We start from the raw sequence: 12,662 nt of genomic DNA on the forward strand, positions 1-12,662 counted from the left end.
GCCGGACGGTGTGTCCGTGCTCCTCCAGCAGCGCGCACACCACGCGCCCGATTCGCCCTGCACTACCCGTTACCAGAATTTTCATCGTCGCTATTGTACCTAATCCCAGACGGGGGCTTCCAGGCATTTTTGGTAGAGCGCTGCCCAGTCTGTGGAGCCGTCGTCGTCCCAGACGGTGAGCGAGACACCCGGTTCATAGAGAGGCAAGTTCCCGCGCATAAAGTCCTCCCAGACACCCCGACCACGCAGCGAGGCGCTGGCCTGCTCGAACTGGAGATGGGAGAATGCGGGCCCCGCGTAGTCTGGTGTCTTGGGTTTTTCCATGTAGGGGAAGTGGATTTTCCGCCCTCCCTCCCAGGTGACCGTGAGAATATGGCGCGGGAACGGCATCCAGTGCGGCGGCTCCAGCTTGTATTTCTCCAGCGCTGCTTCGTCGAACGCCACCCCAAGCCCCGGCGCATCGGGGACTTGCACATGGCCGTGTTTTATTGTCAGAGATTCAATAAGCAAGTCAGCGGAGTAGTTATTGAGGCACGTGACGGCGGGCCAGCGGGCGTGGGTAAGCACGGCGGCAAGGTGTGCCATGAGCGCGGTCGTGAGGCCCAGCCCGACGAGCTGTAGGAAAAAGGGCATCTCAAAAGTCGCGGCGAGCTGGCCCTGCGCCAGTGTCGCCCCAATGCCTTGATTGAGCACGAAGCCATCGCACATCTGGCTCTGAATCACTTGGGGAAACGAGGGGACGCCAAAGTGAATCGCCAGGGGGCGGCTGATCTTGCTGCGTAGCTCTCGGTAGGCAGCCACATCGCGCTGGGGGAGTGGCCCCTCGTAGAAGTTCACTTTCTCGTAGGTGTCGAGTTTTTGCAGAACCCGTGTCGCGGTTCCGACCGTTCCGAGCATGTCGTTGAAGTCCATGTCCAGCTTATAGTGCGACGGGGTCACAGCGGAGATCGCTTCGACCTGAGCGTAGACATCAAACCAGGGCCGTGCTTTGATTTTATGGTCCGTGTAGCCCGCCGCGACGGCGTCTTTCGCCTCCTCGGCGAGCACCTCGGGAGGCATCTTCGTGTTCCACCAGGCCAGCGGAGCCCAGTCACGCACTTTCGGGAGGCCAAAGAGGGCGTGCACCGGAACTCCCAAAGTCTTGCCCAGCGCATCGTAGAGCGCCATCTGCAAGCCCGGCCCTAGGCTGTCGTCCCCGAGGAGCGAGCCTAGGGGAGAGTCGGTTGCCCGCGCCACGGCATCGTCACTGACCCGGCCCCACCCGTAGTGCGGCAGAGTCTCTCCCCAGCCAACCACCCCCGACTCGGTTTCCACGCGGCACACTTCGACAATCTGCCAGTTACGAACGAGCAGGCGGTTCCAGGGCTCGGTGCGTGGGGTGTACGGAACGCGCAGCATGGTCCGCGTTATTTTCTTGATACGGGGGGCGCTGTGGCTCATCTTGTTTCTATTGTTTTTAACAAAGCTCGATAACCAGGCGCTGGAGAACGGCCTGTGGGTTATCGCCACCAGGTGTGACCCCTTTGAGCATCAGGTCGGCGTTGAGGAGCTTCTCTAAGCGCTCCTCCAGCTCGGCGAGGGTGAAGTTGCGGGCTTGATTGACGTACTTATCCGCCATCCATGAGGTGCGTGGGTTACTAATAATAGAGGCCGCACCATCGGCAGGCAGGAGGGCAGTTACCTGAGAGCTTACCGGTTGGGCGTTGCGACCCGCCATCTTTTTCTCGCCCAGATACCGAAACTGCATCACGAGGCGGATCTGTCGTGCGAGCAGCACCAGGGTTCGGGGGGCGACACTGTCCGGACGGCCACTCCCACGAAAGAGGCTATTGACATGCTGGAGCGCCTCCTTGGTCTTGCGCATACCCACCGCATCGCAGAGCTTGAAGATCACGTCATCGGGGCCGCGTGAGAGTGTCGCCTCCACATCCAGCGCCGTGATCCTAGGGCTATTTCCCGCATGCAGCGCCGCTTTCTCCAGCTCCGTGCCGATATGGCGAATATCATCGGCAGGGAGCTGCGAGAGGAGCGCGAGGGCATCGCTATCAAGCGTTTTGCCAAGGCGGCGGGTCTCTTGCATCAGATGGCCACGCAGATCTTCGATCTTGGGCAAGGCGAAATCGCGCACCTCGCCAAGCTTCTTGACCGCGTTGGCCAGCTCCGTACTCACCGATGTCCCCCGCTTGACCTTGCCATCCTCGACCGTGGGGGAACCGGTGTGCAGCACCAAGAGCCCCTGAGGGGGAATTCTGTCTAAGCCCGCCGCAAGACGCTTCTGTTCCTCAGTATCGAGCTGCTGCGTATCGCGCAGGAGCACGACTTTTTTGCCGTTGCCAAAGGGAACCGTCCCGACTGCGCCTAGAACTTGGTCCGCACTCGCATGGGAGCTGTCGAGGGTCTCCGCATCGAAATCGGCAAACTCAGGGTCGGCCTGTTTCAGGTAGAGAAGCGCCTCCGCTTGCTTGCGCTCCGCCTCCAGACCCGTGATCAGGATGACCCGTGGGGCACCCTCGGGGCGCTCCTGGGGCTTGGGTTTCGTGGCAACCTTCGTGGAAATGCGTGCCATGGGCTAGTACTTCCTCTCTTTCGTCTTAAGAGCGATTTTAAGTGCTGCCAGCGCCTCTTGCCCTGTGATCACATCGCTCTCCCGGGTGGGTTGTCGTGCAAAAAGTGTGCGCTCGCTCAGGCGGGCCAGGCGCTCGTAGGCACTGCCCACGGAGTCTCCCAGGCGCTGGGTAACGACGGCGATATGCTCTCCCACGGTCATGGCGCTCTCCCGTGTGGCTCCGTGGCGCTTGAGCTGATGGAGGGCGTGTTTGTAGGTGATCAGCAGCCGCCGGGCGTAGATCTCCTCCACCGAGATAGTGGCGCGTCCGGGGAGTACCCCACGGCGCCTGAGAAGCTCCGCGCCGCCCACGCCCAGTAGCCCCAGCACAGCGATTCCTACGAGAACCAGTGGGCCAACAGGGAGCTTGCCAGCCTGCGTTTTGGGCAAAGGGGCACTGGCGAGCGGGGCCATGGTGGCGTCAACGGTCAGCACGGTCGCGTCAAAGGGAACCCAGCCGTAGCCCGTAAAATACACCTCGCACCAGGCGTGTCGGTTGCGTTCACGAAGGTGGTAGGCGTTCGGGTGATCTGGATCGGTCTCGCCCGCGTTGAAACCCGTGGCGATGCGTGCAGGGATGCGGGCTGCGCGGCAAAGTAGAGTTACGGCGGTCGCGTAGAGATCACAGTAGCCCACCTTGGAGTCATTGAGGAACCACTCCGCCGGGTTTCGACCTAGTGGGCAGGCGGGTGCATCCAGAGAGTACGTGCACCGGTTGGTCACAAACTTGCGGATAGCTTCGGCCTTGTTGTAGGGCAGCCGCTCCGTCCCGATCGCTTCCTGTGCCAGGGTGTCTAGCATGCCGACGTTGGGTTCTTGTAAGTAACGCTCGAGAATCTCCTTGGGATAAGTGACGGATGAGTTATTGAGTTCCTCAGGACTGGCACGGGAGACATCAGCTTCTAGCTCGTAGGGACCTGGAGGAAGCGCAATATCCATACGCCGCCCCACCAGTGCAAAAGTGCCGTCTACCCGGCGGACAATTGTCGCCTGATCCGCGAGAAGCTGGCGTGGCTCCACCAGGTGGATCATGGCGCGCGTGGCGACGAGAGGTTCTACCTTGGCCTTGACGCGCTGGGTCTTCTGACGCACCCCTTCAAGCGCGGAACTGAGTGTGAAGACATTGCGTCCGGCCTTGGTCGTTTCTGGCACGAGTGTTTGGCCCGCTAGATCGTTCTCAAAAGGGATCCACTCGTTTCCCTTACACGTCGCAAACGTACGCATGCGCCAGTAGTGTGTCTCTTGCGTGGTCACTCGGTAGATCAGTGTGTCGCTGTCCGTAACGGGGCCAAGACCGACGGCAAAACTGTCCGGGCTATCAAATGTCAGACGCGGCTTGGAGTTGTTGCGTAGCTTGTTGGCCTCGGGCGTAAGCTTCAAGCGCTCCAAAACCGTGGCCAGGGACATGTTGCGCCCGATCATCTGTAGAGGCACTGCCACAATCACGCCCAGAGTCCAGGTAGCGACCCAGAGTAGCGCTGCGGTTCGGAGCTGAAGTCCTAGGAGCGGGTTTTTCACGACGAGGAGCCGTCCGTGCGTGCCCGCCTGGCTCAGGGTGTGCTGATGGGTCATTAAAAACAAGGCACAGAACAGAAAGATTCCAAAGCAGACCAGGGTAATCACATTCAAATTGAGAGTCGCCGCCAGGCCGATCATCGCCATAGACCACACGCAACAAAAAAGCGTGGCGCCGTCTGTTAGCCAGAAAAATGTCGCGACGGCAGCCGTCAGGGTGAGTGCGGCCAGCAGGCTCATGTCGTTGGTGGATACTAAAAAATCAATGGGCAGTGACTTTCCAAAGCGGACAATCGTGGCCTGAATTACGAAGAAGAAACCGACCAGCCCTATGGCGCCCGCGAGCAGATAGTCCCGGCCAAGGTTGCGGGATCTTAGGTAGCGGGCCGTCAGCGCCCCGGCGGTGCTAAGAACGGCTAACAAAATAGTGTAGCTCGGGCTAATCAGTGGGGCCGTGAGTCCGAAAGTGGCCGCATTCTGCCCCAGCAGGGCTGCGAGCATCATCGGCAACGAGCCTATTTGCGTGGCGCTAGTGGTTCGCACGGAGGAGCTGCTCAAGGATTTTGCCTCCTTCTTCCCAAGGGGAATGTTTCTTTTCTACGGTTTTTATGAGAGCGGAGGGCAGACCGGGACGGGCTGCTGCACTTCCGCCAAAGCTGGTGGGCTCCAGATAGAATGTCTGAACACTGTCTCCCAGAGTCAGGCGGCGGGTGAGCCAGGAATCAAGCGCCGGGTCGCCGTGTGCTGTCAATACGATAAGCCTGGTTCCGGGTGCCAGGCGCTGCGCACTCAGGGTCGCCACAAGGGGCGTCTCTGCCGTGGCTTGCGCCCGCGCGAGCAGGTCAAACAGATGAAAACGCGCGGCTTCCGGGTCGCTGGCACGGGCATCAATCACCGCGCTCCCGTGCTGGGAGTGCAGTGCGACGCCGCCGCCACGAGCCAGCGTGCGATCTGCCAGTGTGGCTGCGATCTTCACGGCATACTCCAGGGTCGCTTCGCGTCCGCTACCTGCATGGGTATTCTGCCGCAGATCGAGCGCCAGTACCAGATCCTGCTCAAAGGCTTTCTCGTACTCCACCACCGTAAGGCGGCCCGTGCGTGCGGTGGTACGCCAGTGAACTCGGCGAAGAGAGTCGCCAGGGTGGTACTCGCGAACTCCATGGAACTCTAGGCCGTCGCCTCGTTGTGCCTTGCCCTCGCGCTCCCGAACCCCAAAATGCCCCTCGCCGCCGGACTGCGCGACCCGAATCGGAATGGGGGAGGGGTGAACGACCAGCTCCGTCGTTGGAGCCAGATCCGCTGCAAACGAGAACAACCCCAGGGGGTCTGTTGTCTCGATCTGGGCGGGGCCGAGCAAGTGGATACCGCGCAGGAGCGGCTCGACCTGGTAGGCTGCCGTTCCCTGGTGCCCATCCCATGAGTCGAGCTTAAGGGCACTCCCGCCGTCAAATCGGCGCACGGCCTCAGGAAGCACTTCCTCAATCTCGAGAACACTGGCAGGGAATTTCCCCGTCGCCTCCACATCCAGAACTATACGTAGCGGCTTGCCTTCGACCGCCGTCTGAAGATGGCGACGGCTCCCGGTGTAGTGAGTGGGTGCCAGCGCGACGAGCCCGTACGCGATGGGCTGGATGAGCGCGGCCATCACTGCCATCAGATAGAGATACTGAATATCCAGCAGAAGTGCCACGGTAAACAAAAAGATAAAGGCGACCGTTATCACAAAGGCTTTAATGCTGCTGGTGCTGGTCTTACGTCCCACGGTGCTCATTGTACCTGCATCGCTGCGCAATCCCCAAAGAGTTGGGAGAGGGCGTTTCAAAAGAGGTCGATTTTTGGCATGGAGTCGAAGTAGGGTTTGGCCAATCTGTTGAGTTCATCCGCGGGATAGTACCCTTGAAGAATCCGCAGAATGGTGAACACACCGGGATTCATTTCTCCTCGGCAGAGACACTGGTAGAGTAGTGTTCGGATTTCCTCTTCGTCGGCCCAGACTATCACAGCCTCGATGAGCTCCGCTCGAACGCTCGGATCTTGTTCTCGGTGAAATGCTGCGAGCAAGATCTCACGTGCCGCTGCTTCCCGCTGTCGGATTTCCTTGACGATTCTCAGGCGAATCATTGCCTCTGGCTCTTGCGGGAGCCAGACCCCAAGCTCGGCAAGGGGCAGGTTTTTAAGGATCGGCTCAATTGCTTCCTGGATCATTTTATAGACCGTCATGGAGCAGGGAGCTGGTGCGTAAGAAGGGCACGGGCGACCCCTCTGTCTTTCCACTGTGCCAGTGCCCGGATCAGGGCAATCTGGAGGATTTCGTCTGATTCCTGTGGCAAGGCCGTGAGAAAAACCTGGCGCGTCTCGCTGCCGCCCCACTTTGTGAAAATACGGACGATGTCCCGACGTACCTGAGACGATGGCTCTTGGAGGAGGCCGATAAGAAGTATCTGCCGCTCCTCTGCCTCCCCAAGATTTGCGAGCAGATCAACAAGCATCTTCCGAACCTCGGGCTCGGTCTCCGTTTTCCAAAGATCGCGTAGGGTGGGGACAACTGCTTTGCCTACCTCCAGCATCGCATTGTAGATTGCCAGTGCCCGCTTGTGTGGATCGCTCTGATAGGCGAGAGTTGCGTGGAGCTTGCCTAGCGCCGCGCTCTCCCCAACCGGCACGTCGCTCTGTACCACGGCTTGGCGCACATGGGGATCTTCGTCGCGTGCGTAGGTTTCCCGAAGCTGGAACCGCGCCTCCAGAGTCGCCAGTGTATTCAGTGCTCCCACGGCGGCGATTCGCACCATTCCCGACTCGTCCTGCGCTAAGCGATCCAGTGCCTTGTGCGCTTCCGGCCCGCCCAATTGCCCCAGTTGGGTCGCGATCGCCGCACGAACCCAGCCCTCGTTCTCGTGGGGCAGCCACGCCAAGAGTACGGCAGCGTCGTTGCACTCGCGCACCAGCTCCCGCCGCTCTTGCCACTTTGGGGTGGCTTTTAGTTGTTCGATAAATCCCACCGTAACTGCTCCTCTCACTTTTGCGTTTAGGATACCAGGAGATAGGTTATGCGACGATCTGGTGCGATAGGAATCCCCAACGGGGACTTGATAAAAAGCTACTTGGCTTGCCGCCTCTGGCTGGCGCTGTGACCTACTTCTACATCACACTCCCCGTTATCCTTGCCTTTCTCCTTGAGTGCCGCTCTTGGCTCCCGCAGTGGATTCGCGACTGCGCTGGAACGTTTCTTCTTTTGTTTGGGCTCCCTGCGGTTCTGGCTTTTCTGATAGCATTATGGAAACTGTGTACTTTCATAACGCTTCTGATGTAGCTCTCCTCTTTTGGAGAGCTATTTGGACCCACCCGGCCTTCGGTCGTTCCTCACTACGACCACCCTCCCTTTCCATCTCCCCCTTCCCTCGGAGAGGGAAGGGGGCCGGGGGGATGGGTTCGGAGCGCAATCGTGGGTACAATACCCGCATGAAGAAGAATGCCCCGGTGAACCGCCTGAACGGTTCCCTTCCCAAAGTTGGGATTCGTCCCACGATTGATGGTCGCTATGGCGGCGTCCGCGAGAGCCTAGAAGACCAGACCATGGGGATGGCACAGCGCACGGCGGCGCTGATTGTGGCAAATATCAAGCACGCCTGTGGCCTGCCCGTTGAGATCGTGATTGCTGATACGTGCATCGGGGGCGCGGCGGAGGCGGCGGCGTGCGCGGAGAAGTTCGCCCGTGAGGGCGTCGGCGTCGTGCTGACCGTGACCCCGTGCTGGTGCTACGGCGCGGAGACCATGAGCCTCGACGCGACGGTTCCCACGGCGGTCTGGGGCTTCAATGGCACCGAGCGTCCCGGCGCGGTCTATCTGGCGGCGGTGCTGGCGGGGCACACACAGAAGGGGATTCCCGCCTTTGGCATCTACGGCCACGATGTGCAAGAGAGCGACGATACCAGCATTCCTGCCGATGTCAGTGAAAAGATCCTGCGCTTTGTGAAGTCGGGCCTCGCGGTGGCAGCGATGAAGGGCACGAGCTATTTAGCAATGGGCGGCGTCTCCATGGGAATCGCGGGCTCCATCGTGGACTGCGACTTCTTTGAGAGCTTCCTCGGGATGCGCCCCGAGTTTCTGGACATGACCGAGTTCGTGCGGCGCATGGATCGTGGCATCTACGACCAGGATGAATTTGTGCGTGCCCTGGACTGGGTGAAGGAGCACTGCCCCGAGGGCGCGGACACGAACCCGCCCGCAAAGCAGCGCAGCCGCGAGCAGAAGGATGCGGACTGGGCAACCAGTGTCAAGATGGCGCTGATCGCCCGCGACCTGATGGTGGGCAACCCGAAGCTGGCCGAGATGGGATTTATTGAGGAGTCGCGCGGGCACAACGCACTGGTGGGGGGCTTCCAGGGCCAGCGCCAGTGGACGGATCATTTTCCCAATGGCGACTTTCTGGAGGCGATTCTCAACACGAGCTTTGACTGGAACGGCATCCGTCAGCCCTACATTGTCGCCACCGAGAACGATGCCCTCAACGGCGCGTCCATGCTCCTGGGCCACCTGCTCACCCAGGGTGAGGCGCAGCTCTTCGCCGATGTACGGACCTACTGGTCGCCGGATGCCGTGGAGCGCGTCTCCGGGCACACGCTCACCGGGAAAGCCGCCGGTGGCATCCTGCATCTCATCAACTCCGGCCCCGCCGCGCTGGACTGGACGGGCCACGGCCTCAAGCCCTGGTACGAGATCGAGGACGACGACGCCAAGCAGGCACTCGCCGCAACCCAGTGGTGCACGTCTGATCTGGGGTACTTCCCGGCGGGCGGCTGGAGCACGGATTTCACGACTCTGGGGGACATTCCCTGCACGATGTTCCGCCTGAACCTCGTGCGTGGCCTGGGGCCGGTCTTGCAGATCGCGGAGGGCTGGACGGTCGCGCTCCCCGACGCCGTCCACGAAATTCTTGATGCACGCACGAACCCGACCTGGCCGACCACCTGGTTTGCGCCGAACCTGACGGGCGTCGGGCCGTTTGTGGATGTCTACTCGGTGATGAACGCATGGGGCGCGAACCACGGCGCGATCTCCCGGGGGCATATCGGTGCGGATCTCATCACGCTCGCCTCGATGCTACGAATCCCCGTGGACATGCACAACGTCCCCGACGCCAAAATCTTCCGCCCGTCGGCCTGGACCCGCTTCGGTGCCCTAGAGCCCCAGTCCGCCGACTACCGCGCCTGCGCCACCTACGGCCCGATCTATCGGTAGTAGGAAAGAAAAAGAAAATGTGTCGGTACGCGCAACATATCTACAAACAGCACCTTGCCTGCTTTGCTTGCCGCAAGGTCTGGCGTCAAGAGCGGCTTGATGAGACTATTGCGCCGCTCTGCCCGGACTGCCACCAGCCGCTCACCGACATGGGGAAGGACTTCAAAGCCCCCCGCCGCAACGCCACCGCACAGTGGGCAAAGGCCGAAGCACTCGTCAAAAACAGAGTTCGGTTCTCGTCGTGCGGCTGTGGTGGCCCCGGCCCGATGCCTCAGCGCCTCAATGAAGTCGAAGCCTTTGTAGAGGCACGAACACAATCAGCAACAGAGCAAGCCGCCGAGGCCGCTCGGCAGGAGCGACAGCGCCTTAAGCGCGAACATCTGCTAGAAATCTGGAACCGCCGCGAGGAGCAACGCATTCGGCAGTACCAGAAGCAACTAACACGGTCAGAGCATCCCGCCGATTAGAACGGCGGGACTCCCGAGCCTGCGGCTACAAAGGCCGTTCCGGCCATCTAAGATTGGCGGAAGAAGCGCTCTTGAGTGGGTTCAACATCTTCGGGATACCATTCATTATCGGAGGGATTATTGACGACTGTGCCAGCGAACCAACCTACCAAAAGTTCTAACCAGTTACACTTCAAGATTGCCTCAGAGCCTTCATAGGGGCGATTGGGAAAGTTGATGAGTGTCCACGAATCAGGCGGCCCGAGCGTTTTCCAGGTGAAGAAGCTATTGCCATCATCGATGCCACAGTGCATAAGTCCGTTTTCACGGGGATAAAACGTATAGGGCTTTTCCCACCGGCTCATACTCATTCCCAATAACTCGCCAAGCGGTTTCAGATTGTCAACAATGTTTTTTGGGGGACTGAGCATGATCCAATTTGCGAACCATCCGTTGCCATAGGTATTTATGATCTGCTTGTAATCCGACGGAAACGCACACCCAAGTGCCACTTCATACAGCTCCCACTCCTCCACCGACGGCACGTTCTTCGGCACTGCAGGCGGCGCAACCAACCGAATCAACTCCTCGATCACAGGCAACCTCCCCAGGCCCATTCATGGGTCTTGCCGCAACAGCGGGCCGCTTTAGCCGCCCGCTGAAAATCGCCACCAGCCTACGATTTTAGGAGGCCGTACTCGATAGAATCCACGATGGCTTGCCAGCTTGCTTCGATGAGGTTCGTGCTCACGCCCACCGTCGCCCACATGTGCCCGTGGTGATCCGTGGACTCGACAATCGTACGGACTTTTGCCGCTGTGCCCTCGCCAGTGGTGACAATACGCACTTTGTAGTCCGTCAGGGCAATGTCTTTAAGCTGGGGGTAGGCGGGCTCCAGCGCCTTTCGGAGTGCTAGATCCAGTGCGTTGACCGGGCCATCTCCCTCGGCCACGGCGAGCACTTCCTCTCCATTGACCCGCAGCCGAAGCGTGGCTTCCGTAACGGGAAGGTCATCATGGGCACGCTTGCCGATAAAAACCCGGAACGTGACGAGCTCGAAGAAAGGGGGGTAGCCGCCCGTAGCTTTCTTGAGAAGTAGCTCAAAGCTGGCCTCTGCAGCCTCGAACGAGTAGCCCTCGTGCTCCAGGCGGGTCACGGTGCGAAGAAGCTGCTTCGCGACCGGAGATTTCTTATCTAGTGCGTAGCCCAGCTCGGCAGCTTTCTGGGCGATACTAGCACTTCCTGCCTGCTCACTCACCAGAATCCGACGCTTGTTTCCTACGCTGCTGGGCTCGATATGATCGTAGGCACGGGGCCACTTGGAGATGGCATCGGCGTGGAGACCCGCTTTATGGGTAAATGCATTTCGTCCGACAAATGCCGCTTTGGGGTTTGGGGAAAAGTTGGCGACCTCATCCACAAAATGCGAAAGGACGGTCAGCTCCTCCAGCGCCCCGCCGGGCACACAGTCGTAGCCGAGCTTGAGGCGCAGGTTGGCAATGATCGGCACCAGGTTCGCATTGCCCGTGCGCTCGCCGTAACCATTGACCGTCCCCTGGACTTGGGTCGCGCCGGAGCGCACCGCAGCGAGTGCGTTGGCGGTTCCACAGTCGCCGTCGTTGTGCGGGTGCATGGCAATGGGCGTGTGGGGAAAGGCGGTGACCAGTGCGGCAATAACTGCCTCGACTTCGTGAGGAAGTGCGCCCCCATTGGTGTCACAGGGGCAGAGCCAGTCCGCGCCAGCTTCCACAGCGGCAGTCAAGCAGGCACGGGCGTAGGGCTCGTCGTCTTTGAAGCCGTCGAAGAAGTGCTCACCATCAAAGATCACTTCCTTGTTGTGGGCTTTCAAAAACGCAACCGACTCGCGAATCATTGCCAGGTTCTCGGCTAGGGGAATGCGCAGGGTCTCGGTCACATGGCGGCTGTGTGTCTTCCCAACGATCGTCACCACCGGAGTCCCTGCCTCCAGAAGACTCTGCAGAAGCTGGCTCTCCTCGGCGGTTTCCCCGGGCTTTCGGGTCATGCCAAACGCGGCGAGCTTGGCGTTCTCCAGCGGCTCGTCCTTCAGGCGGGCGAAGAGATCGGTGTCTTTTGGGACAGCACCGGGCCAGCCGCCTTCGATATAGTCAATGCCAAACGCGTCCAGTCGCCGGGCAATGCGCAGCTTGTCTTCCACAGAAAAAGAGACCCCCTCCATCTGGGAGCCATCGCGCAGGGTCGTGTCGTAGATAAAAACTCTCATAATGCTCCAAATGGTGCGGCCTAGCGCCGACGGACTTCCTCAAAGACTTCCATCCAGCGGTCCGTGAGGGTTTTCCAGTTGCAGAGTTCCCTGGCATGAAGCCCGTTTGCTCCTAGCGTTTTTCGTCGCTCAGGATCATTGGCAAGTCGCCGCATCGCCTCGGTGAGCGCGGGGATATTCTCGGGAGTGTCGATAACAATTGCCCCCGTGCGGACAATTTCCACCGCCCCGACACACTCTGGGAGAATCAGTGGCAAACCGCAGAACGCGGCCTCAAGGGCAACCATCCCAAAGGGCTCGTAACGCGAGGGGAAAACGAAGAAATCGCAGGCACGCATGACATCCGCCACATCGCGTCGGAATCCGAGAAAGTGCACACGGTCGGCCACACCCAGCTCCGCCGCCAGCGCGGGATAGGGACTGCGCAGCTGCTCTCCGATAACGGCGACATGAAGCCCCTCAACCTGAGTGAGTGCCTGAATCACGGCAGCTAAGTTCTTACGCGCCGAGCGGATATCGCCCGCAAAAACGGCCATAGGGACACCCTCAGGTAGGCCAAATTGCGTCCGTGGGAGAGGGGTCGTCCTAAACTCATCGGGATCTGCGCCATTGAAAA

General features: G+C 60.1%; 11 protein-coding genes. 2 read left to right on the plus strand and 9 right to left on the minus strand.

Annotated features, from left to right (window positions below; all coding sequences use genetic code 11):
* Nucleotides 1-99: 99 nt before the first annotated feature.
* The 6 genes from ACH2EH_RS13445 to ACH2EH_RS13470 are packed head-to-tail and all read right to left on the minus strand — an operon-like array spanning nucleotide 100 to nucleotide 7,137.
* A complete protein-coding gene (locus ACH2EH_RS13445; protein WP_395142472.1) occupies nucleotides 100-1,398 on the minus strand; it encodes a mandelate racemase/muconate lactonizing enzyme family protein in 1,299 nt (432 codons plus the stop codon).
* A gap of 58 nt (nucleotides 1,399-1,456) precedes the next feature.
* The gene (gene holA / locus ACH2EH_RS13450; protein ID WP_395142473.1) at nucleotides 1,457-2,566 is read right to left on the minus strand and encodes a DNA polymerase III subunit delta; all 1,110 of its coding nucleotides are present in this window, start codon (nucleotides 2,564-2,566) and stop codon (nucleotides 1,457-1,459) included.
* Between the two features lie 3 nt (nucleotides 2,567-2,569).
* Nucleotides 2,570-4,678 (minus strand): DUF4129 domain-containing transglutaminase family protein, encoded by a 2,109-nt coding sequence (locus tag ACH2EH_RS13455; protein ID WP_395142475.1) that lies wholly within the window; start codon nucleotides 4,676-4,678, stop codon nucleotides 2,570-2,572.
* On the minus strand, nucleotides 4,650-5,882 hold the full coding sequence (locus ACH2EH_RS13460; RefSeq protein ID WP_395142477.1) for a DUF58 domain-containing protein: 1,233 nt from the start codon (nucleotides 5,880-5,882) through the stop codon (nucleotides 4,650-4,652). The genes ACH2EH_RS13455 and ACH2EH_RS13460 overlap by 29 nt, the downstream gene beginning before the upstream one ends.
* Before the next feature lie 56 nt (nucleotides 5,883-5,938).
* On the minus strand, nucleotides 5,939-6,325 hold the full coding sequence (locus ACH2EH_RS13465; protein WP_395142479.1) for a hypothetical protein: 387 nt from the start codon (nucleotides 6,323-6,325) through the stop codon (nucleotides 5,939-5,941).
* Nucleotides 6,326-6,336: 11 nt separating this feature from the next.
* Nucleotides 6,337-7,137 (minus strand): HEAT repeat domain-containing protein, encoded by an 801-nt coding sequence (locus ACH2EH_RS13470; protein ID WP_395142481.1) that lies wholly within the window; start codon nucleotides 7,135-7,137, stop codon nucleotides 6,337-6,339.
* A 442-nt stretch (nucleotides 7,138-7,579) separates the two neighbouring features.
* Between ACH2EH_RS13470 and ACH2EH_RS13475 the strand changes: the two genes are divergently transcribed.
* Together ACH2EH_RS13475 and ACH2EH_RS13480 are read left to right on the plus strand one after the other, a co-directional pair.
* The gene (locus ACH2EH_RS13475; protein ID WP_395142483.1) at nucleotides 7,580-9,358 is read left to right on the plus strand and encodes an L-fucose isomerase; all 1,779 of its coding nucleotides are present in this window, start codon (nucleotides 7,580-7,582) and stop codon (nucleotides 9,356-9,358) included.
* Between the two features lie 17 nt (nucleotides 9,359-9,375).
* On the plus strand, nucleotides 9,376-9,825 hold the full coding sequence (locus ACH2EH_RS13480) for a hypothetical protein (RefSeq protein ID WP_395142485.1): 450 nt from the start codon (nucleotides 9,376-9,378) through the stop codon (nucleotides 9,823-9,825).
* Nucleotides 9,826-9,872: 47 nt separating this feature from the next.
* On the opposite strand, the gene ACH2EH_RS13485 is transcribed toward ACH2EH_RS13480, so the two are convergent.
* From ACH2EH_RS13485 to ACH2EH_RS13495, 3 genes are all read right to left on the minus strand, one after another.
* A complete protein-coding gene (locus ACH2EH_RS13485) occupies nucleotides 9,873-10,400 on the minus strand; it encodes an SMI1/KNR4 family protein (RefSeq protein ID WP_395142486.1) in 528 nt (175 codons plus the stop codon).
* Between the two features lie 80 nt (nucleotides 10,401-10,480).
* Nucleotides 10,481-12,046, minus strand: a complete 1,566-nt coding sequence (cimA, locus tag ACH2EH_RS13490) for a citramalate synthase (protein ID WP_395142488.1) — start codon at nucleotides 12,044-12,046, stop codon at nucleotides 10,481-10,483.
* Between the two features lie 20 nt (nucleotides 12,047-12,066).
* On the minus strand, nucleotides 12,067-12,662 hold a 596-nt coding region (locus tag ACH2EH_RS13495; RefSeq protein ID WP_395142490.1), incomplete at its 5' end, for a glycosyltransferase family 4 protein.

Origin of the sequence: Armatimonas sp., from assembly GCF_043760365.1 — a bacterium.
In the GTDB taxonomy this organism is placed as follows: domain Bacteria; phylum Armatimonadota; class Armatimonadia; order Armatimonadales; family Armatimonadaceae; genus Armatimonas.